The organism is Epibacterium sp. Ofav1-8, assembly GCF_022348185.1.
Lineage (GTDB): Bacteria > Pseudomonadota > Alphaproteobacteria > Rhodobacterales > Rhodobacteraceae > Epibacterium.
The window spans coordinates 1-19,382 of record NZ_JAKRFD010000004.1; the positions used below are offsets into that span (position 1 = coordinate 1).

Below are 19,382 nucleotides of genomic sequence, written 5' to 3' on the forward strand. Positions count from 1 at the left end.
TCCACCGAGGCCACCGGCCCCAGCATCAGCTCCACCGATCCACCCGCCCCGGGCACATGAGGAAAGCTCTGCTGCCAGACCTGATGCACCAGTGCGAGGCCCAGTTCGCCATCGTCGCCGTCAAACTGCGCCACCGCCACCTCCAGACAATGCTGCAGGTGGCCATCCTCTTCGCCCTCTTCCAGCCGCAGATGCGCGCGCAGTTGGGCGAGATCCACCGGCGCCTCCGCCGGTGGGGTAAGACGCTCCATCGCCATGGCTCAGGCCGCTTTCATCTGCAGGACCTTGATGGCCTTGCTCTGCGCCGGGGCCCCATCGATGCGATGCACCCCCATGATGGCGAGGTTGGGAAAGAACTTCTCGCGCGCCACGCCGAGGAGCGGATTGCCCACCTTGCGCACGTAATATTCCGAGAAGTCACCGTAAGCGATGGGTTTGGTGCCGGCGCCGATCTGCGCCATCGCCTGGTTAAACGACACAGGCCGCCCGTTGAGCGTCGCCGGCACGCCCTTGGTGACATCGCCATCGGACCACAGATAGCGGCCATTGCCATCCTTGAGCTTGCGCAGCGCCTTCACCGACTGATCATGCATCTGGTAGCGCACCTTGGGCCCGCCGCGATAGGCCGGGTCCACCGAATGCTCCAGGTCAAAGATCTCATCAAAGGTGATGGCATCTGTGGCGGTGGCCACATGGCCCACCGGGGCGCCGGTCACAAACCCCAGGGGCTCATTATTGCCGCTGCCGGTGGTGAGCCAGGTATTGCCCTTGCGCCCGATCCGCTCGCCGATCAGCTTGCCCAGAAGCGGCTCAAAGCCAAAGGCGGAATCCTGCGCCAGCTCAAAGGACCATTTGATCCAGGGCGTGGCGAGCGCATAGGCCAGCAATGTGGTCTTGCCGAGTGCAATGTCGCCGCTGTCATCATCCACGCCCTCGTCGCCCTCGCTGTGCGGATTGGCCTCCTGGTCGGTGTCATCCACCGTCGGCAGGTCAAACGGCGCGCCATTGGCGAGGTTGATCTCCGTGGCGATCTGCCCGTCCATCATCGGGCCATGGGCGGCCGCGGCCACATTGATAAAGCCCGCCAGCGTGGTGGGCACCAGAAAGCCGCCCTGCGCCCCGGTGCCGGCGTTCTGCGCCCGGTCCTCGCGGTAGCCCCGGCGCAGCGCCGCGCGCACGTCCCGGTCCAGCTCCGACAGATCCGCCCCGGTGGCGAGGTAAAGCCGGAAGGCCTCGCGGTATTCCTCGCTCACATCCCCATCGGGCTGATGGCGGGTCTCTTCCTGGCCCGGACGGCGGCTCTCGCGTTCTTCGCGCTCCTGCTGTTCCTTGCGCGCCTCGGCCTCGCGCTGCGCCTTCAGGGCCCGCTCTTCGCGATCCGCCTCGTTCACCAGGGCGTCATATTGATCCATCATCGCGTCGAACTTGTCATTGGCGGCGCGCGCCTCTTCCTCCGGCGTCTTGTCGGTGATCCCGTCGCGCAGGCTGGTGGCCTCGGTCAGAACGGTTTGCGCCTTCTCGCGCAGCTCTTTGATCTTGCTCATGATATCCTCATTGAATGTGGGGGGGTGCGCTTGCCCAGGGCGCGGCATGGAAAAGGGCAGGACAAAGCGCCGGTCAGCGCAGCCCCGACAGACGCCCGCGCATCTGCATCTTGCGGCGATAGCGCTGCGCGCCGCCGCCAAGGGCCGCCGCTTTGGAGCGAAGGCCAATCTCTGTGCCCTGGTAAGCAGGGTCGGTGACAATCGAGACATCAAAGAGCCGCACCGACCCGATGCTGCGCAGCGGATGCGCGCCGCTCTCATCCCAGGTCTCTTTCTCGGCGATAAAGGCAAAGCTCATCTTGGAGAGATCGCCGCGCCGCATCTTGGGCAGGATCCGCTGCACATCCGGGTCCTGCGGATCCAGCTCCGTCTCCACCCGCAGACCCCGCTGATCCTGCGACAGCCTCAGCGTGCCGGAGCTGGTGCGCGCCAGCGGCAGCCCCTCGTGGTCGATCAGGAAAGTCACATCATCGCGCCGGTCCAGCGCGGCGCTGAAGGCTCCGGCCTCCACCACCTCTTCCCAGCCCCATTTATCGAGCGGGCCGATGGCGGTGCGCTCGCCAAAGACCGCCGCATAGCCAAGCACCCGCAGTGGCTGGCCGCTGTCCTCACGCAGCTCTATGGGCGCGACGGCGCAATAGCGCACCTCGCGTGTTGGATCGCTCATCCAAGCCTCCGTCAGTTTGTGTTGGTGTCCGTGTCGCCGGCGTCCGCCTCGGGCGCGGCATCGTCATCTGGCTCTGGCGCAGCCGCGCCTTTGGCAAAGGCCTTGCCCGCCAGCTCAATGGGCACGGTGGCGCCCTGCACCAGCAGCACATCGCCCCCGGGCAGTGGCGCGCGGTTTTCCAGCGCGCGGCCCTCATTGGGGGTCATCAGCCCGTTCTGGATCGCTTTGACAATCGCCTCGATCCGGGTCTTGAAGTCGCCGCGCATGATGCCGTCGAGGTTCAGTTTGACATAGCGTTTGGAGCCGCGCCCGAAGATCTTCAGCGTCAGCTCCTGCTCGAACTTCTTCACCCAGCGCCGCAGCGTGTGTTTGACCAGGTGAAGATCCTGATGCTCGATATTGTTGTAATTGCCTTTGCTCAGCTCCTGCAGGAACACCGGTGGCAGCTGATAGATCCGCGCCACTTGGCCTACCGCAAAGACCTGCACCGGGGTGAGCTGCATCTTCTCCGGATCATCGCCGAGCCGCTTCAGCTCATGCCCCGCCGGCAGCGGCAGCACCGGCTTGCCCTCATCCGCCGCCCGCCGCGTCACCCGCATCAGATCCGCCGCCGAGCGCATCATTTCCCTGGCGGCCTGGAACGGCCCCGTCAGCACATAGGGCGGCACGCCGTTTTTGCCAAAGACCGTCAGCGCATAGCGATTGGCATTGAGCCCCTGGCGGATGGCGCTGGCGCAGGTCATCACCGGATTGTGGCTGCCCACATGATCGGGCTTCAGCAAAAAGGCGATGTCGATCACATCGCGGCCCGGGTAGGTCTTCACCCGCCCGGAGGGCTCGCGGTAGTCATAAAACAGCCGCCCCTGATCCTTGCGCACTGTGGTGCGGTGATACTCCATCGGAAAGAGGTTGATCACCCGGCCCTGCGCGTTGCGCTCGATGTAGGTATAGGCGCGCCCGGGGCCAAAGACCTCGGCAAAGAAGGTCTCGCGCCAGCTAAACGACGTGGTGCTGTCATTCACCGCCGCGCCCAGCACATCCACCACGCCGCCCTTGAGCTTCCTGTCGCCGCCCTCATCACTCGTGGTCTCAAAGACCTCGATGGGCAGACCGGCCATGGCCGCCGACAGGAAGTTGATCGCCGCCCAGACCCCGGGCAGCGACAGCGCCTCGCGCATGGTCACGCCTTCGCCGACCTCGCCCGAGAGCACCTGGGCAATCGCCGCCTCGCCACTGTCCACCAGCTCGGCGCGCTGTTCCGGCAGGCCTGCGCCTTCGGCCGCCGCGCGCCGGCGCCACCCCATCAATCCCACAGCATATCCTCCAGAGAGTAGTCCTCATCGCCCCAGGGCGAGTGTTCCTTGCCCGCCCGCTCGCGGCACAGCGCAATCCCCGCCGACATCGCCAGCGAGACCATGCCGTCGATGCGGCCATGGGCCTTTTCCTTGTCAAACATCCGATGGCCGGTGCGGTTCTCCGCGTAAGTGACCGAGGCCGCCATACTGTCCAGGAGCGGGTTCTGCGCCACGGTCTGGCGGCCGTCGTAGATGGCGTTTTCCAGCTTGTTGATGGAATCCGGCATCCACAGATAGATCTCCACCTCCTGCCCCGGATTGGTCGGATCCGGCACCTTCTCCAGCACCCGCTTCTGGAAGCCTTGCGGATGCACCTCGGTGGGCAGCACCAGGCCTTTTTCCGTCAGACTGTCCTTGAGCCGCTCCAAGCCATACTGATCGCAGGCGATCACCTCCGGCTGATAGCGGGAGGTCAGATCCGCCAGCGCGTCGGCAAGCCAGGGGTATTTGAGCCGATCTCCCGGCACTGCCTCGATAAACCCCTGCCGTACCCAGAGATCATAGGGCGCCTGATCGCGCGCCGCCCGCTCCATCAGCGTGCCCTCCGGCGTCCAGAACCAGGTCTTTGAGACCAGACGCTCCGCATCCTTGGTGGCATCCAGCACCCATGTGAGGGTCAGCGCCGAGAAGTCGCGCACCTGGCTCAGATCCAGCCCGCCAAAACAGGGATAGCCCTGCGCGGTCAGCTCTTCGGGATCCACCGCGCCATGGCAGGCCACCCAGGCCTCGCGCCGGATCGCCGCCGTCACCGATTGCGTCCACTGGCAAAAATGCAGCCGCGCAATGCCGTTGCGCTTGCCTGGCATCATCCTGGCCTGGTTCACCACCTTGGTGAGATATTCCTCATCGATGGTGACCCCCAAAAGCGGGTTCACCTTGATCCAGCAGCTGGGATCATTCTCCCAATCATCGCCCTCATCCAGCGAACAGATGAAGGCAAATGTGCTGTCATCCTCGACCGCGCCGGTGACCACATTGACGCCATGCTGGTGCTCTTCCCAGCAGATCGATTTTTTGTCGGTGCCGGAGTTGGTCGCCATGCACAGGAGCGGCTGTTTGCGGAACTTGAAGCCCCGTTCCAGCATATCGATCACATCCCGGTTGGGATGCTCATGCACCTCATCGGTGAGCGCGCAATGTGGACGCGGGCCGGATTGGGCTTTCTCGGCCGAGAGCGGTTTGAACTTGCGCTTGTCACCCCCGCGCCCGCGATAGGTCATCTGCCAGACCGGGTTTTCCCCTTGCTGCTGCACTTTCCGCTTCAGCACCGGCGACTGATCCACCATCGCCACCGCATCCTGGAACAGGATCCCGGCCTGGTCCTTCTTGGCCGCCGCCGCATAGATCTCCGCCCGTGGCTCGCCATCGGCCACCATCATGTAAAGGCCAATGCCGCCCAGCATCGGCGATTTGCCGTTGCCCTTGCCTTCCTCATCGTAAAACCGCGTGAACCGCCGGAGCCACGCCCCGTGCTGGGCGCTGTACTGTTTCCAGCCAAAGAGCGAGCCGATCCGGAACGCCTGGCTTGGGTGCAGCTCAAAGGGCCGCCCCTCGAACTGCCCCCCATTGAGCCGCAGCACCTGCGGAAAAAACCGGATCGCCCGCAGCGCCGCCGCCAGATCCCATTTGAGCCCGCGTTTGGGCCCCTCCACCAGATCGCGCAGATGCCGCGCCGCTGCTGCCCGCACATAGGGCCCGGCCACAACCTCGCCGGCCTCGACCGCTTGCGCCCAGGCTGTCACCGGATCCTCGCTGGCCGAGACCCGGTCAGAGGATGCGCTCACGTCAGATAGCTCTCGGGCCCATCGGGATCGGCAAAGCTGAACCCCATCTGCCCTGCCCCCGACAGCCCCCGCTCCGCCGCCGGCGTCATGCCAAAGTCATTGGCCAACCCGCGGATCTGGCGGAAGGTCTCATTGAGCTGCGCCACCTCGGGCCGCGCCTTGATCTGCACCCCGTTGCGCGTCTCGCTCTCATAGGTCTCGCCGGTCTCTTCCAGTTCCAGCTCCAGACGTTCAAACCGCAGCACCGCTTTGCAGAGCTGTTTGAACATCATCACATTGCTGGGCTTCAACCGATCCACGGTCGGGTGACACAGCGGCAGCGCCAGCCGGTCAAAGGTCCAGCGCAGCTCACCGGTCAGCCCCTCGGGCCGGATCTCCTCCAGGCGCAGCCGCGCCCGCTCTTCCAGATTGTGAAGCGGCGCCCCCTCTTCCGCGAGGGCCACAACTTTTTCCTCTGCCGGTCTGCGCCCTCGCATATCCCGATCACCTCCTTGTTCATGTGGCTTTTTCTATTCAATTTCCACTTCGCGCAGAAAAAGGCTCCCCCTCCGGTTGCCAGTGCTTCCGGAATTCCTTCGGCCCCTCCCCCCGGGGTGGACGGGCCACTGCATCAGCGGTTGGCGGGATGCTGCGGATCCACCGGCCAGCCATCCGCGCCGCGCTCTTGTGAGTACCCGCGCGCCTCCAGCCGTTGTTTGTTCTGATCGTGATCATCCGGGCACAGCGTCTGCAGATTGCCCGGATCCAGAAACAGCGCCGGATCGCCCCGATGCGGGATCACATGATCCACCACCAGGCGGCAGCGCTTTGGGTTCCCCTGTCGAGATCCCGACGCGGTCAGGGTGCCGTCATTGACGATCCCTCGCCGTAGACACGCCCGGCACAGCGGCTCCCGCGCCAGATGCTCAGGCCGCAGCCGACGCCGCCACGCCGACAGGTTGTACAAATGGTGATACGCGCTCCGCGCCGTCATACCATACCCCCGGAACGCAAAAGCGCCCGCCGGTTTCCCGTGGGCGCAATCAGTGATGATGCATATTTACTGGCATGCCGGTGACTTTGGCGTCAAGGGGGCATGGGGGGGCTGGAATGCGCAGGAAGCGGACTTTGCAAAGCCCAGCAGGCGGCCAATGCCTGCCACTCAAGTTGGAGCCAATTGCTGCTGTGCAGCTCCCGCAAAGCGGACGTCTGACGCTTAGAAGCGTCGAGCTGAAACCAGACGACTTTCAGGCACCGCTTATGCAAATCGCGACAGAACCCTGCGAAGCCTTCATTCTGGAAGTCGGGATCCAATGCTTGCATGTCCGCGACTTCTTTTTGGGCTATCGACAGGAAGGCTCGGGCTAAACCAAAAAATGACTTATCCGGTCCTGTCTGGGAAACCAGACGCGAAATAGAACGCTGCGTCCGGGCTTCCCACTGCGCTTGCTGCGCCTGGTCTGTGGCTTCGAGACGAGCGTTAATGTCAGGCAATACAGAGGCACTTCTGGCTAAGCACTACTCTCGCAAACAAAGCATGTAAGGTACTCTGAGATCGAAACAACTTGACGCTGAGTGTGTGTGGTTTTTACCATAGCAGCAAATTTTTAGAGGAACAACGAATGGGTCTACATAGTTACATAGCACAAGCTATTTTTATACTCTCATTTGCTTCTGCATCTATTGCGGACGAATCCCCAATTCGTTGGGACGACTTTGTCACCTCCGGATCAGTAGCTGTGTTGGAGCAAAACCTCCTTCGACCGATCTGGCGCCAGTCTCGTGACTTTACTGCGATTCGCAGCAAGCAAACCTCATACACAATTGGTGTTGACGAAGTGCTTTATATCCCAGTGTGGAACGAAACACCAGAAGGTGCACAGATCGGGATCGACTGGCGACTTGAAAACAAGTCACCTGGAATCGTCTCAAGTGTTATGGTCGACAGCTTTCGGCCAACTCACCGGTCGAACCAACTCTCTTTGTTGTTCAAGACGGATTCTAAGCTTGCACCATATTTTTCTCGCCCTGCTACCCCGCAAATTGGCTGTGAAACAAGACATGGTGAGAAGGCTCAAAACTTGATAATTGAAAATGTCGTTCTGTTGTCACAACCAACTGCATACATTTGCATTCAAGGTCGTTCAATTGGAGAAACGGTGATTATAGTTGGCGAAAGACTATCAACCATCAACCGCCAGCAGTATTATAAACTGGCATCAACTGGGCCGAACCATTCAACCGGCAACTCTTATGTAAATCCCAACTTGTCTCTACAGATAGATATTCGTGTTGTTGCTGAAGCTGCTTCAAACCCAAAGGAGCTTGCTTACGCAGCAATGGAAATCGCAGGACATTTCATTGTACGCCCTATCAACGCATCGTTTGAAATTTTACCTTGTAAGGGTTTGAGTGTAGATGTCATCGCCGGGACTAGCTTAAGCCTCAAGCCAATAGCATCAATGGACTGCTTTTTCGATTACGACGAATTGAAAGCACCCAACAAAGATTTCCCACCGTACTTTGATGACGCTGCTATCAATGTTTTGGTCAAACAAGAAAGAAATGTAAGTTCAGGTGGCCAATCCGCAAAAATCATCAAGTCTGCGTCTGCCTTTACGCATATAATTCCACGTGTCAACTCGGGAACTAATCTTACGGCATGGGCCAAGCTGTCTTGCCCCACGGTCCTGTACCCAGGCGTGCGGTTCGGTTGTAGAATGAAGCTTGCAGACAGCCTAGGTAACAACCCTTTAGACTACGATAGTCGCATCGAAGCTGCTTCATTAACTAACGGTCCATTCTCCTACAAAGGTCGAGCGCCGATCAACCAAACTATTATTTGTTTCGAGGTTGATGCTACCGCCCCAGACTTGAGTAGTTTTGCGATTTCGGGACTTACGATTCCTGGATTCAGATTTAAATCACAACAAATCTGGATAGACGCTCGCGCCGAACGAGCGGTTTCAGTTCCTTACTCAGATGATTGTCAGGCCGCACAACTGCCGTAGATGCTTACTAATGAAGCTCAATTGAATTTCCGTCAGTACGTGATCGTTCTTCACTTGGGGCGCAACTTCATTGGTCGGCCCATCTGTGGGGAACATTTTTGTAGCCTGTTCAGCAGTTGTTCTACCGAAGGGATGTCTTGTTATGCCGTGATCAATTACACTAAAGTGATTTCAAATGATTTCTGTACGGAAACCTATGCACTCGGGTTCTGTCCGGACAAGCCAGTCAAGACACGCTTGGACCGCCGTAGTTCACACTTCTCGCAAATCTGGTTAAATTATCGATCTGTTTCCTGAAAATTCAGCTTTGCAATTCTAAAATGTCGGCTTTCTGCGCATTGCTGCCCCGAAGCGGGGCGCAGCATCGCCGGATGTAACGGGACCAACCTGAATGTCCGCTGCCGGGAAACCAAGCGCGACCTTTTGCTCCTGCAGAATATTGCTCGCCTCGCCTTAAGTGAATGTCCAATTTGGGCTGCGCCTATGGCCAGCCATCGACCCAAATGTGCTGAGGGGGGATGGTCGCATTGGCAATCATATCTGGCTGAATGATAACTTGACCGTCACAAATCATAACGGCTGGTCCCACGCACCGATGCTGAAAACGTGGGGCAATTTCGTCACCCAAAGACATCAGCTTCTTGGATATTTTTTCGGCAGACATGCTTGGAGGGTGTAGTTTCTGCGCTGAGGGCAGCAGCACAATGTGATCGTAGATTACAGCAATCGGAAAATAATCTTCATCAAATCTCATAAGCCCGATGCTCGGCTCTCTGATTTCTCGAGCTGGGATTTCAATGAGAAAGTTCCAATCCATAATGTTTTTGCCTGGGTCCAGAATCTGCCTTCTGACAGTGTTCAAGCTTGACTGAAGGATAAAGGAATACCCGAAATTCTTGAACCAAAGACCATACGCGGCAGTGAGATAGCCCACCCGCAAAGATTCCTCGTTAGAAAAGACTGGCATCGAAAATTCAATCTTGATTTCCGAGGGTTTTGGTTCGCTCCAGTGCGCATCGAAATCTACTGGGTTGGAACGTTCTCGGTCCGAGTAAAATTCAAACGCTCCATTCTCACCGAGACGCATTGAGCCATTCAATTTGCGGCCGTTGGCACTAATCCTAGCCTTCTGTTTTTTCGGGTCTATCGGAAATGGCGTGCCTCCCTCGTTTAGCTCAATCCACTCGACGAGCCATTTTGTCTGCTTGTGCCCGAATGTGCTGTTGCACCTTTTGCACAGAAAGGTCGTTTGTTTTCCGCCGACTGAATCCGGTATTATGTGCTCTTCGTTGATCGCATTGTCTGCGTCGGAGCTTCCAAAGTTGCCAACCGGCAGGTCTCGAAGACATACCGGACATCTAAACAAACCCAAGAGTTTGGCGTCGAAGCGCGCAAGTTCCTGGGATACCTCGTATAAGAATGTGTTTTTTTGCATGAAAGTAGCCCATAGGGTTAGAAAACAATGTTGAGCTCATCGCCGCATAGGTGGAAAGCCCACCATGTTGTGTTGTTTGAAGCAAGGACTTTGCAACTCCGCTTCCTGCGCTTCGCTGACATCTGAGCTGAGCGCAGCATCTGCTAGGGCCGCCACCGTCTGCTGAATGGCGGCTTTCGGGAAAGCTCTCGCGCTCGCAGCAGCCCCTTCGCTGCGCCTTGCATGAATGTCGTGGTTGGGCTGATTTCAGCCCTCATCAAACCATCCGCCCCAACGCCTCTGCCAAAGCCTGCCGCAGCACGCCTGACGTCTGCCCCCGGACACTCCACCCATGCGCCCGCAGCACCGCGCTGATCGGCTTGTCCTCCAGGCACACCATATCCACCAGTCGCTGATCCGTGATGTTCACGCGCGAACCGCGTTTGGACGGGCGGATCTTGCGTACGGCGATTGCGGTACCCGTGCCGATGCGCCTTTGGATGCGCTCGATTTCTTCGCGATCCCGCAGCACCGCATCGATGAAGCTGCCACTGCCACCACCGCCGCCGCTGCGGATGGCCTCAACAGAGGAGCAGCGCACTCCGGCGCAGGCGTGGCGTTCGACCAGATCCCGATAATTCCGCCCTGCGGCCACCTGCGCGCGGGTGAAGGGCGCGGGCTTGCCATTGCTGATCGCCTTGGCCGTCATCACGTCGAATACATCCGCCCGCTGCATGGCCGACCGACCACGGTAGCCAGAGGGGCAGGCTTTCCAGTCGTTCTCACCATCGGGAAAAAGGCTCATCGGTTGGAACACGCGGATTGCTCCCCGGGCCGGCGCCTCGGGGATGGCATCGCCGCAGACCTCTGGCACATAGCCCTGCTCTTTCACCGCCTGGATGCGTTCCTCTTCCACCTGCAATCGCAGTTGGCGCGCCGCCATAAACTTTGCCATCGGGGTCAGATCCGCCACGCCATCGGGCGCCACGATCACAACATGCTCGCTCATGCTGCTGCACCCCGCTGCGCCTGGCCTGCGATCTCACGACATTGCTGCAGAGCCTCCGCCCGCCGCACCCGAAAGCGTGCATCCTCGGCCGACAGGCGATCCCCGCGCCCTGCCCGCATTTCGATATCCGCCATCCGGCGCACCGCCTCATCGGCCTCATTGCGGATCTGGGTGATGGTGTAGCGACCCGGCCATTCCCGCGCCCCACGCAGATAGCGCAGCAGCTCGGGCGCCCAGCCTCCGGTCAGCGCCTCCTGCCCCAGCGCATGCCCGAATACCTTGAGCATCAGCGGCGATGGCCCGCTCTCCGGCGGCTGGATCTCGCGCGCCTTGTTCAGGATCTTCAGCCCAATCGGAAACCGATCCTTGTCCTTGCCGCCCGGGTGCGCCTCAACCCAATCCCGCAGCACCGCGAGGCTCGCGGGTGTCATATACGCCAGCTTCTGGCGCAGCTCGCCCAACATCACCGCAAACTGAGCCTTGGTCAGCGTCGAGGGCCGCGCCAGCCCCAGCGCCTCCAGCGGCGTGATCAACGCCTCCTGCACCCGCGCCTCACCGGCGGCCTGTTCCTTTGCATCCATCTCTGCACCTCATTTCTCAGCTAATCCGAGTTATCCACAGCCACCGACGCCAATGTGTCCGGCGACTGTCCTTCTGTTTTGTTATGTCTCTGTCTCTATCCCTGTCGTGCAGGACAGTCTGAGACTGTCCGAGACTGTCTTGAACTGTCCGCCGGACAGTCTTGGACAATGTCAGGACAATGTTCGGTGAGTTCCGGAGCGCGCCTGCCCGAGGTCAAACATATGTGTCGACCAGGACTGCATCGCGCGTTCGATCCAGGTGGCGTTGCGGTATTCGCAGCCCTCCTGGACAAGCCATTCATCCATCCAGCGGATGGCGGCGTCATTCTTGGCGAGCTCCGCGTGATAGCCCGCCACGGTGGAGCGCAAGCGCTGCAAGCGCTTGGCCGCATTGGCCGCCTCATGCTTGGCGCGGTTGTCCTCCTTGCGTGACAGCGCCTCCGTCAGCGTGCGCAACACCATCGGGTGCATCAGCCGCACCTCGCCGCTCTCGCAGATGCACGGCGTCCATTTGTGCAGCGGCCCATAGTCCAGCTTGCACAACGCCCGAAAGTGCCCGGGATCGACCAGCAACAGCTTGGCCAGCGTCTCCAGATCCTGCGGCACCGTGCCGACCGGCGTCTGGTCGTAAGAGACATTGATCAGATCGAAATAGAGCGCTCGACACTCCGGCGTGCCCTTGAGGCGCATGTCCGAATTGAGCCAGCGCCGCCGTTCCCAGGCCATGAAGTAATGGCTGTCGAGCCGGTCCTCTGCCCCCAGCGGATATTCCGGCAGATCATCGGTCGAGATCGGCTGCAAACCTGCTGCATTCAACATCACGCGGCCTCCCCGAACAGAGCGGACAGCTCACCATCCAGCGCCTCGATCATCCGCGGGCCACTCTCTGCCGCGGATCTCTGCGCCATCTTGCGATAGGCCCCGGCCCAGCCGCGATGGCGGCAGATCTGGGTGCAGGTGCGCATCGAAGCGCCGGTAAACTCCGCCATATCTTGCAGGGTGCATTCGCCGGCACTGTCCTGGATCAGCCACCAGATCTGATAGGCGATCCGCTCGATCCGGGGTGAGGAATTCTGTGCCATCATGCGGCCCTCGCCAATTGATCCTGAAAGAACGCCGCCGCGCCGGGATCGGTGAGGATCATCAGCAAGGCGGTATGGCTGGCGGGCGCGGTCACGGCGCCCCACCAGTTGAGCGCGGTCTGAAACGACACATCGCAAAACAGCGCCACTTCGCGCGGGCTGTGAAACCGCGCGTGGAAATAGGCCGACCAAAGGTCAGGCGCGCTCACCTTCAGCGCATGAGGGTCCAACTGATTTGACCAAGACGCTTGGTCAGCTGACGTGCCAGGCTGGTCGCATGGCACATCATTGTTCACGATCAGGGTTAGACGCGGGCGGCTCATGCGGCAGCCCTTTTCCGCTCGGATTCAGGTGGCGGGTTTTCAGCGATATAGGCTCTAACCTTGTCAAGCGTCCGCTGTGTCGGGCTGCTTTCGCCGCGAACCCAACGTTTCCAGGTAGCACCACCTCCGGCGCCGGCCTTCTGAATGACCGTTGCGGGTTTGATGCCAAAGCAGGAGGCATAAAACCTAACATCTTTCATAAACTGTTCCATGACGCGATCTAGTATTAAAACCCTACATCATGTCAAGCTTTAACCCGAGTGCAAAACCTGCCTTGCTTGGTATTTTTACACTATGAACGAACCTGACATCATAGAGCCATTCCTCCAACGCCTTAGCGAGCGGATCGAGAGCGACCCGAACCTAACGGTGTCTGGACTTGCCGTTAAGGCAGGCTTGAACAATGCTGCGATCCGACAATGGCTATCAGGAACCAATAAGAGTCCCACAATTGCATCCGCAAGGAAAGTCTGCGCCGCCCTTGGGACGACGCTAGAGGAGTTCATGAGCGAGGCAAGAACCCCCGAAGAAAAAGAGATCGTACGCCTAGCAAATCAGTTACCCGATCACCTCCTGAAAGAGCTTTTAGGTTACGGACGAGGTCTCGCTGCCGCTGCTCGTCGCCCTCATCCAGAAGACAGCGCAGATGATGAATGATTTCCTGATCGGTCAATTTCAACAGTCCTAAATTCACACTCCCAAACTTTAAATTAACTCAACCAGTTGGAGAGCAGAAAGGTCGCAAGGAATGGTTTCGATAAGAGATCTCGCACTTAATGCCCCCAATCAATATACACCACGGAGCGCACGCCATTCATGGAAACACGGGAAAACGCATGCTACCAGTCAGCCCAAACAATCGAGAAGCTAGTAGAGCACCCCGACACAACCAAACTTTCCAGAGCGCTTGACGCAGAGTATCCGGAAGTAGGTCACTCAGAGGCGCGTCTCAGAATTCTGTCTACATTTGATGATGCAATCGCCGAGGCTTCTCTCATTCCCAGCCTCCCGGAACAGCATGTTGCATCTCTAATTTCCGAGATTCGGAATATACAATACAAGATACTAATGGCGCTCGCGCAAGACACTGTGCAAGGGTTCAAGTCCCACGCCAGGCACTCCGCCTCCGTCGCTACACTAAACCTTGTTGGGCATACGCTTGCCGCCAGTAAGGTCGCGCGCCACGAAGTTTTTGACAGAAACACCTTCCTTGACGAAGCGCAATCAATGCTCTCAGACACTAGAGCGGCACCAATTAACCCTATGCAAAAAGCCGTTCTTGAACTGAAACTAAAGTCCATCATTCGCATCATGCATGAATGCGAAGGGGCTACGGACGATCAGATACGCAGGCGTTTAAAAAATATATTCGCGGACATCCAAGCTGAATTCGAGGAAATTGACGATGAACAAAAGGAATTCATCGAGAAGTTCAGGGACTGGGTTTCCAAATCCATGAAGTCGAGCGCCTTCACACTCGGCCTGACTGCCGATACCCTTAGCGTCTTGAGCATCGCAGGACCGGTCGCGGCCGCTGCCATGCTAGCCTCTGCAGAAAGCCCCCTCATGATCGAAGGCCCCTCCGCCGACGCACCAGCCGAGACCATCCAAACCCCTGAATAAGCCCAAACATAAAGATCAATCCACCGAGCTGGCTGCTTCCAATTGCCCAAAGGGCCAAGAACAATGTGGCAGCCAGACACGCGCTGAGGGTCAAGCATCTCACTTCAATCCCTCCACCCAAGTGCAACACTTAGTTACCGCCCCCAAGCTACAAACCATCGACACCCCCATAAGTACCTCCGGGAGTAGTATTATTAAACTATCTCCGTATTGACTTAGTATTTTTACCCTATATTCTATCCTACATCAACCGATGGAGGATTGAATGCAAGACAGACTGGAAACCGTGCTGCGGAACGCGCAGCAGATCGCAGGCTCGCCCGAGGAACACCTCGACAGCCCGCACCTTTTCACAACTGCCTGGGCAACGCTGAAGGCCGCACGCGGCCAGGGCTTTGACCCGGCGCGCCTGCGGGCTGCGCATCTGATTGAGCGGCCGGCGCCGACGCCGGAACCGACCGAGCAGGTTCTCGACCGCGTCGGCCAGAAGGTCCGCCGTGTCATGGCAAATCGCCAAATCACCCCGAATGGCCCCCATGCGGCGTAAGGCGAGGCGCACCCGCAATGACACACCCTATCTCTCCAGATTCCGCATCCATGGCGGACGCATCCCGAGGGCCCCGCCCCTCTGAGACCAATGAACACACGCGGCGCGTTGGAGGATTGCGCGCCGTCGACTGTCCCGAGGTTTCGCACCGCTCCCGCGGTGCGGATCAGGCGCGGGCGGATCAATCCTCCAAGTTGCCCACCGCCCGCGCATCATCCACCGAGATCAACACCCTCGCGCTCTATGACGCGACGGAGGCGCTCAAGGCGACGCCGATGCATCAGAGGTCCGAACATTTCTCAGACCTCGGCGGGCGCATCACTGCGCCCATGTCGGATGCATGGACCCACGACGAGGCGCTTTGGCAGGTCGATCTGATGGGCATTCAATGCGCCGGCACATCCCGCCAAAGCGCCCTGAGCCGCTGGATCAAGACCGCCTCCGCGCGCGTGCCCCGCCGCGCCAGCGATGGCCGTCCGGATTGCCCCTACAACGGTCAACCTCCCGCGCCGACTTTGGTGCACGGTGGCCTCAATGGCTAAAGCACTGGTCGCCTGCGAAACCAGCGGCATCATGCGTCGCGCTTTGCTGGCCTTGGGGCATGACGTCTGGTCCTGCGACCTTGCTCCGGCAGAGGATAAGACCAACCGGCACATTATTTGTGACGTGCGCGACGGCATCCTGTCCGAGGGCTGGGATCTGCTGGCGGTGATGCACCCGCCATGCACCCGCCTTTGCCGGTCCGGTCGCCGCTGGATGTCAGGCCCCGGCAAATGGACACCACCAAAGCTGCTACCGAAGGGGCGGAGCTGGGCGGATCTCAAAGCCGAGTTTGAGCTGGGCGTCAGCATCTTCACCGCTTGCTGGCAAGCGCCCATCCCGTGCCGGGCTATTGAAAACCCGGAAATGAATGACCTCGCCCGCGACCGCATGCCGGCAGATCTACCCGCACCCAGCATCGTGCAACCGTTTCAGTTTGGTGATCCGGCCTACAAGGCAACGGGCTGGTATCTGGACGGGCTGTCGCCGCTGCGCGAGACAAATCGACTGCCTGAGCCCGAACGGCTCTCCGCCGAATGGAAGCGCTGGAACCGCGTGCACCGCATGCCGCCGGGGCCCGAGCGCACCCGCCTGCGCAGTCGCTCCTTCGAAGGCATGATGAACGCCGCCGCGCGCCAATGGGGCGACGAGGCGGACATGCGCCGCGCCATCGCCACTTCCCCGATCTACAAGCCAATCAACCAGAACGGATATCCCACCGAGCCGACAACAGTTGCCCAAATCAACCCGACCACTGAAATCACGCGCTAACCGTTGGAGAAACAGTCGTGAATGTACCGCTACTGAACTCGAAAGAAGCCGCCGAAGCCCTTGGTGTTTGTGAAAAAACCTTGCGGGAGTGTCGACTGCTCGGGCTACGATACGTCCAGGTTACGCGTGGGGCGATCAGATACCGGCGCGACGACCTTGAATCCTACATTGAGGAAAGGACTGTGGAGGCATGCCGTTCAAACCGAAGAACAGCAAATACTACCACTACGACTTCCAGATCAGGGGTCGTAGATTTTATGGATCGTGCGGAACGAAAGACTTCGAAGAAGCCAAAGCGGTTGAATCGCAGGCCAGAGTAGAGGCGAAGTCCGCCCCGCAAGCACATGGAAAATTTACACTTTCAGAGGCGCTGGGGACATACTGGACAGACATCTGCGAACAGCAGTCCAGCGCAAGAACTGCAGAGAGCCAGGCCAAGAAAATCCTAGAGGTCATCCCAGGCTCCACGCGCATAGATCGCCTCAGCAATCAGGACGTTATGCGCTTTGTCCGCACCCGCCGCGCAGAGGTCAGCAATGCCACCGTGAACCGGCACCTGCAATTTCTTGCGAGGGCATTGCGGCACATGGAAAACTTTTACGGCGCCACAATTTCAGAGCTGAACTTCAAGGCCGCAGCCTCGAAAGAGCCCAAAGAGCGCATCCGGGAACTCACATACGATGAGCAAAATCGGCTATTCAGCTACCTGAGAGAAGACCTCCATCCCCTTGTGAAATTTGCACTTATGACGGGGGCCAGACAAGCCACCATCCTCGGCCTATGCTGGAACGACATCAAGCACGAGAAGAACAGGATCGACTTTCGCTTGAAGGGTGGCGGCGAACTCAAGTTCCCTATGAACGGAGAGATCCGCGCGCTGATTTCGGCACTCCCGAAATCTTCCCAGATCGAGCACAGAAAATACGTGTTCACCTATCTCACCGACGACAAAGAGAATCCGGAGCGCAGGCGCATCAGGCAGAACAGCCACTTGTTCGTGGACTTCAGGGACGCTCTGAGAAAGGCAGAAATCGAGGATTTCCGCTTCCACGACCTCCGCCACACCTTTGCAACCCGCATGCTTCGCTCCACAGGAAATCTCAAGCTGGTCAGCAGGCTACTGGGTCATACAAGCATTGAAACGACGATGAGATATGCCCACGTCTTGGACGCAGACCTAGCTGATGCAATGGACGATTTCAGCATGTTTCAAAATGCTGAGTCCCGAAATTTCTCCCGAAGCTTGTGATTATATTGAATTATATCAATTCACTAATCGACACAAGTCACAGCTTCCCAAGCTGAACGCGCGGGTTCGATTCCCGCTACCCGCTCCATTTTGATGGCTTCCCTTGATATCAGCCGGTTGCATGGCACCTTTTACGTGGAGTTCATCGGCGACCTCCGTCTGTCCAGCGCGCGCCCGGTGAACGGAGCTGTGCACCCGTCGCCTCCCGGATCGATCAAAAAAGATATTGCGCATCACCGGCGCAGCCCCTACGCCGTTGGGCATGGACTTACGCTTTCTCACCCCGCTCAGCCCCGACGAACAACTGGCCCACGGGCTGCCTGCCCCTGTGCCCATGGCGATGGCGGACCGGGTGCGGTTTTCCGAGATCGACATCCTGCAGCACGTGAACAACAAAGCCTATCTGGATTGGTTCGAAGCGCTGCGCGTGCACTACTACAATTCCCATTTCCGGCACCACTTTGCAGAGATTGGCGCAGAGCCACGCCATGTGGTTCGCAACGCAAATATCCATTACGCAAAGGAAATGGTGCTTGGGGAAACCTACCTGACCACCGCGCGCGTGTTGTCCTTTCGGCGCACCTCCTACACGATGGAGCAGCAGATCTGGTCGGGCGATCTTCGTGCCAGCATGGTCGGCGTCATGGTGTTCCGCACGCCCGATGGCACAAGCGGATGTCCGATCCCCGAGAGCCTGCGGCAACAGTTCATTGATCTGGACGGGGCGACCGAGGACACATGACCCCGGTCGCCGCAGTCCTGATCGCTGCTACGGCGCCCAATGAACCTGGCATTCCGACAGAACCGCCTGAATCGGCGCTTCTTCCGGCGGCAGGCTGACGGCACGATCCAGCGCTTCGCGCTTTGCGTCCCCAAAAATCACCAGATGCTTGGCCATGGCGCTGTCGAGGATCGGCGCTGTCAGAGTGATCCGCGCCTCCGGTTGGCTATCGGGACGCATCACCGCCAAGGCACCGGCATCGGCCGACAGCGCCTCTGACAGTCCCGCAACACCGGGAAACAGGGACGCGGTGTGCATGTCCTCGCCCATGCCCAGCAGGACCACCGCCAGATTGCACTGGGATTTCACCTGTTCGGACAGGGAAACTACAGCGTTGTCAGGTTCTTCGCCCTCGACGTAAAAGGGCAGAAACTGCGCGACAGCGGCCCGGTTGGTGAGCAGGCGATTGCGGATCAGGCGCGCGTTGGATCGCTCGCTGTCGGCGGGCACCCAGCGCTCATCCGTGGCCATCACACAGACATTTTCCCAATCCAGTTCCGCGGCGCAGAGATCATCAAAGATCGGACCGGGCGTCGTGCCCCCGGCGACGGCAAGCGCGGCCTGGTCGTGACGCAACAGATGGTTCTTGAGATCGCCGGCAATCCGGTTGGCGACGGCGATCGACAGCATTTCCCTGTCCGGGTATTCTTTGAAATTCATGTAGTTGCTCCTCATTCCTGAGACAGCCCCTCGGGGACGTCTCTGCGCTTGGCAGAACTGTGTCACAGGATGCGAAGCAGGCCAAGAGCGCCCGTTGCGACGGCGCTCTGGGCAGGACACTCAATTGATGTAGAACTCGCCAACGACATTGCGCCATTCGCCGCTCGACATCATCTTGCGATGAGAAAACCGCACATGATGAAGCGGCCCTTCGATTTCTTCCTTCCAGAAGTCGATGAAGGAAAACAGACGCGGGTGATCCGGCGCCAGATCGTAGTCCTGCCACACGAAGGTGTTCAGGACATGCGCATAATCCGGCATGTGATAGGTAAATTCGGCTGTGGTCAGGCCATAGCCCTTGAGCATCAATTCGGTTTCAGATGGGGCCATGTCGGTCCTCCTTTGACTGATCGATAGATCCAGCCTACCGCTCAAGAGTAAATTTTCAAATAAATCAGTTTG

The 19,382-nt window shown here is 59.1% G+C and carries 24 protein-coding genes and 1 pseudogene; 9 read left to right on the top strand and 16 right to left on the bottom strand.

Annotation, left to right across the window (positions count from 1 at the left end; all coding sequences use genetic code 11):
* From MHM97_RS07435 to MHM97_RS07470, 8 genes are all read right to left on the bottom strand, one after another.
* A partial coding sequence (locus MHM97_RS07435; RefSeq protein ID WP_441316270.1) for a head-tail connector protein occupies positions 1–251 on the bottom strand: 251 nt, incomplete at its 3' end.
* Positions 252–260: 9 nt separating this feature from the next.
* A complete protein-coding gene (locus MHM97_RS07440) occupies positions 261–1,544 on the bottom strand; it encodes a phage major capsid protein (RefSeq protein ID WP_239321431.1) in 1,284 nt (427 codons plus the stop codon).
* 73 nt (positions 1,545–1,617) lie between these two features.
* On the bottom strand, positions 1,618–2,211 hold the full coding sequence (locus MHM97_RS07445; protein WP_239321433.1) for an HK97 family phage prohead protease: 594 nt from the start codon (positions 2,209–2,211) through the stop codon (positions 1,618–1,620).
* 11 nt (positions 2,212–2,222) lie between these two features.
* Positions 2,223–3,515, bottom strand: a complete 1,293-nt coding sequence (locus tag MHM97_RS07450) for a phage portal protein (RefSeq protein ID WP_239321435.1) — start codon at positions 3,513–3,515, stop codon at positions 2,223–2,225.
* Complete coding sequence (locus MHM97_RS07455; protein WP_239321437.1) at positions 3,515–5,350, bottom strand: terminase large subunit; 1,836 nt, start codon at positions 5,348–5,350, stop codon at positions 3,515–3,517. Before MHM97_RS07455 ends, MHM97_RS07450 begins: the two co-directional genes overlap by 1 nt.
* Entirely contained in the window at positions 5,347–5,826 is a 480-nt protein-coding gene (locus MHM97_RS07460; protein WP_239321439.1) for a P27 family phage terminase small subunit, read from the bottom strand. Before MHM97_RS07460 ends, MHM97_RS07455 begins: the two co-directional genes overlap by 4 nt.
* A 134-nt stretch (positions 5,827–5,960) precedes the next feature.
* Entirely contained in the window at positions 5,961–6,323 is a 363-nt protein-coding gene (locus MHM97_RS07465; RefSeq protein WP_239321441.1) for an HNH endonuclease signature motif containing protein, read from the bottom strand.
* Positions 6,324–6,415: 92 nt separating this feature from the next.
* The gene (locus MHM97_RS07470; RefSeq protein ID WP_239321443.1) at positions 6,416–6,823 is read right to left on the bottom strand and encodes a hypothetical protein; all 408 of its coding nucleotides are present in this window, start codon (positions 6,821–6,823) and stop codon (positions 6,416–6,418) included.
* Between the two features lie 128 nt (positions 6,824–6,951).
* Here MHM97_RS07470 and MHM97_RS07475 point away from each other — a divergent pair, with 128 nt between their 5' ends.
* Positions 6,952–8,340 carry a hypothetical protein gene (locus MHM97_RS07475; RefSeq protein ID WP_239321445.1) on the top strand — a complete coding sequence of 463 codons (1,389 nt, stop codon included), beginning with the start codon at positions 6,952–6,954 and terminating at the stop codon, positions 8,338–8,340.
* 1,201 nt (positions 8,341–9,541) lie between these two features.
* On the opposite strand, the pseudogene MHM97_RS22860 reads toward MHM97_RS07475, so the two are convergent.
* From MHM97_RS22860 to MHM97_RS07505, 6 genes and pseudogenes are all read right to left on the bottom strand, one after another.
* A pseudogene (locus MHM97_RS22860) lies at positions 9,542–9,775 on the bottom strand (HNH endonuclease); the annotation flags it as partial.
* Positions 9,776–10,031: 256 nt separating this feature from the next.
* A complete protein-coding gene (locus MHM97_RS07485; RefSeq protein ID WP_239321449.1) occupies positions 10,032–10,763 on the bottom strand; it encodes a hypothetical protein in 732 nt (243 codons plus the stop codon).
* Positions 10,760–11,344: a hypothetical protein gene (locus MHM97_RS07490; RefSeq protein WP_239321451.1), complete on the bottom strand. Its 585-nt coding sequence runs from the start codon at positions 11,342–11,344 to the stop codon at positions 10,760–10,762. Before MHM97_RS07490 ends, MHM97_RS07485 begins: the two co-directional genes overlap by 4 nt.
* A 171-nt stretch (positions 11,345–11,515) precedes the next feature.
* A complete protein-coding gene (locus MHM97_RS07495; protein WP_239321453.1) occupies positions 11,516–12,163 on the bottom strand; it encodes a hypothetical protein in 648 nt (215 codons plus the stop codon).
* On the bottom strand, positions 12,163–12,429 hold the full coding sequence (locus tag MHM97_RS07500; protein WP_065332184.1) for a hypothetical protein: 267 nt from the start codon (positions 12,427–12,429) through the stop codon (positions 12,163–12,165). Before MHM97_RS07500 ends, MHM97_RS07495 begins: the two co-directional genes overlap by 1 nt.
* Positions 12,426–12,749: a hypothetical protein gene (locus MHM97_RS07505; protein WP_239321455.1), complete on the bottom strand. Its 324-nt coding sequence runs from the start codon at positions 12,747–12,749 to the stop codon at positions 12,426–12,428. Before MHM97_RS07505 ends, MHM97_RS07500 begins: the two co-directional genes overlap by 4 nt.
* Before the next feature lie 294 nt (positions 12,750–13,043).
* On the opposite strand from MHM97_RS07505, the gene MHM97_RS07510 reads away from it, so the two are divergent.
* The 8 genes from MHM97_RS07510 (at position 13,044) to MHM97_RS07540 (ending at position 18,221) form a co-directional block, all read left to right on the top strand.
* The gene (locus MHM97_RS07510; protein ID WP_239321457.1) at positions 13,044–13,406 is read left to right on the top strand and encodes a helix-turn-helix domain-containing protein; all 363 of its coding nucleotides are present in this window, start codon (positions 13,044–13,046) and stop codon (positions 13,404–13,406) included.
* Between the two features lie 159 nt (positions 13,407–13,565).
* Positions 13,566–14,372: a hypothetical protein gene (locus MHM97_RS07515; protein ID WP_239321459.1), complete on the top strand. Its 807-nt coding sequence runs from the start codon at positions 13,566–13,568 to the stop codon at positions 14,370–14,372.
* Between the two features lie 265 nt (positions 14,373–14,637).
* Positions 14,638–14,919 (top strand): hypothetical protein, encoded by a 282-nt coding sequence (locus MHM97_RS07520; protein WP_239321461.1) that lies wholly within the window; start codon positions 14,638–14,640, stop codon positions 14,917–14,919.
* 50 nt (positions 14,920–14,969) lie between these two features.
* The gene (locus tag MHM97_RS07525) at positions 14,970–15,461 is read left to right on the top strand and encodes a hypothetical protein (protein WP_239321463.1); all 492 of its coding nucleotides are present in this window, start codon (positions 14,970–14,972) and stop codon (positions 15,459–15,461) included.
* A complete protein-coding gene (locus MHM97_RS07530; protein WP_370645691.1) occupies positions 15,445–16,230 on the top strand; it encodes a hypothetical protein in 786 nt (261 codons plus the stop codon). The genes MHM97_RS07525 and MHM97_RS07530 overlap by 17 nt, the downstream gene beginning before the upstream one ends.
* A gap of 17 nt (positions 16,231–16,247) precedes the next feature.
* Positions 16,248–16,550 (top strand): helix-turn-helix domain-containing protein, encoded by a 303-nt coding sequence (locus tag MHM97_RS22865; RefSeq protein WP_370645692.1) that lies wholly within the window; start codon positions 16,248–16,250, stop codon positions 16,548–16,550.
* Complete coding sequence (locus MHM97_RS07535; RefSeq protein ID WP_370645704.1) at positions 16,469–17,479, top strand: tyrosine-type recombinase/integrase; 1,011 nt, start codon at positions 16,469–16,471, stop codon at positions 17,477–17,479. The genes MHM97_RS22865 and MHM97_RS07535 overlap by 82 nt, the downstream gene beginning before the upstream one ends.
* 262 nt (positions 17,480–17,741) lie before the next feature.
* Positions 17,742–18,221, top strand: a complete 480-nt coding sequence (locus tag MHM97_RS07540) for an acyl-CoA thioesterase (protein ID WP_239321468.1) — start codon at positions 17,742–17,744, stop codon at positions 18,219–18,221.
* A gap of 27 nt (positions 18,222–18,248) precedes the next feature.
* On the opposite strand, the gene pgl is transcribed toward MHM97_RS07540, so the two are convergent.
* Both pgl and MHM97_RS07550 read right to left on the bottom strand, forming a co-directional pair.
* Positions 18,249–18,920: a 6-phosphogluconolactonase gene (gene pgl / locus MHM97_RS07545; RefSeq protein WP_239321470.1), complete on the bottom strand. Its 672-nt coding sequence runs from the start codon at positions 18,918–18,920 to the stop codon at positions 18,249–18,251.
* 120 nt (positions 18,921–19,040) lie between these two features.
* Positions 19,041–19,310: an usg protein gene (locus tag MHM97_RS07550; RefSeq protein ID WP_239321472.1), complete on the bottom strand. Its 270-nt coding sequence runs from the start codon at positions 19,308–19,310 to the stop codon at positions 19,041–19,043.
* Positions 19,311–19,382: the final 72 nt, after the last annotated feature.

Coding starts and splice junctions, on each gene's coding strand:
- MHM97_RS07440 (WP_239321431.1), bottom strand. CDS start 1,544: ATGAGCAAGATCAAAGAGCTGCGCGAGAAGGCGCAAACCGTTCTGACC.
- MHM97_RS07445 (WP_239321433.1), bottom strand. CDS start 2,211: ATGAGCGATCCAACACGCGAGGTGCGCTATTGCGCCGTCGCGCCCATA.
- MHM97_RS07450 (WP_239321435.1), bottom strand. CDS start 3,515: ATGGGGTGGCGCCGGCGCGCGGCGGCCGAAGGCGCAGGCCTGCCGGAA.
- MHM97_RS07460 (WP_239321439.1), bottom strand. CDS start 5,826: ATGCGAGGGCGCAGACCGGCAGAGGAAAAAGTTGTGGCCCTCGCGGAA.
- MHM97_RS07465 (WP_239321441.1), bottom strand. CDS start 6,323: ATGACGGCGCGGAGCGCGTATCACCATTTGTACAACCTGTCGGCGTGG.
- MHM97_RS07475 (WP_239321445.1), top strand. CDS start 6,952: ATGGGTCTACATAGTTACATAGCACAAGCTATTTTTATACTCTCATTT.
- MHM97_RS07485 (WP_239321449.1), bottom strand. CDS start 10,763: ATGAGCGAGCATGTTGTGATCGTGGCGCCCGATGGCGTGGCGGATCTG.
- MHM97_RS07490 (WP_239321451.1), bottom strand. CDS start 11,344: ATGGATGCAAAGGAACAGGCCGCCGGTGAGGCGCGGGTGCAGGAGGCG.
- MHM97_RS07495 (WP_239321453.1), bottom strand. CDS start 12,163: ATGTTGAATGCAGCAGGTTTGCAGCCGATCTCGACCGATGATCTGCCG.
- MHM97_RS07500 (WP_065332184.1), bottom strand. CDS start 12,429: ATGATGGCACAGAATTCCTCACCCCGGATCGAGCGGATCGCCTATCAG.
- MHM97_RS07505 (WP_239321455.1), bottom strand. CDS start 12,749: ATGAGCCGCCCGCGTCTAACCCTGATCGTGAACAATGATGTGCCATGC.
- MHM97_RS07510 (WP_239321457.1), top strand. CDS start 13,044: ATGAACGAACCTGACATCATAGAGCCATTCCTCCAACGCCTTAGCGAG.
- MHM97_RS07515 (WP_239321459.1), top strand. CDS start 13,566: ATGGAAACACGGGAAAACGCATGCTACCAGTCAGCCCAAACAATCGAG.
- MHM97_RS07520 (WP_239321461.1), top strand. CDS start 14,638: ATGCAAGACAGACTGGAAACCGTGCTGCGGAACGCGCAGCAGATCGCA.
- MHM97_RS07525 (WP_239321463.1), top strand. CDS start 14,970: ATGGCGGACGCATCCCGAGGGCCCCGCCCCTCTGAGACCAATGAACAC.
- MHM97_RS07540 (WP_239321468.1), top strand. CDS start 17,742: ATGGACTTACGCTTTCTCACCCCGCTCAGCCCCGACGAACAACTGGCC.
- pgl (WP_239321470.1), bottom strand. CDS start 18,920: ATGAATTTCAAAGAATACCCGGACAGGGAAATGCTGTCGATCGCCGTC.
- MHM97_RS07550 (WP_239321472.1), bottom strand. CDS start 19,310: ATGGCCCCATCTGAAACCGAATTGATGCTCAAGGGCTATGGCCTGACC.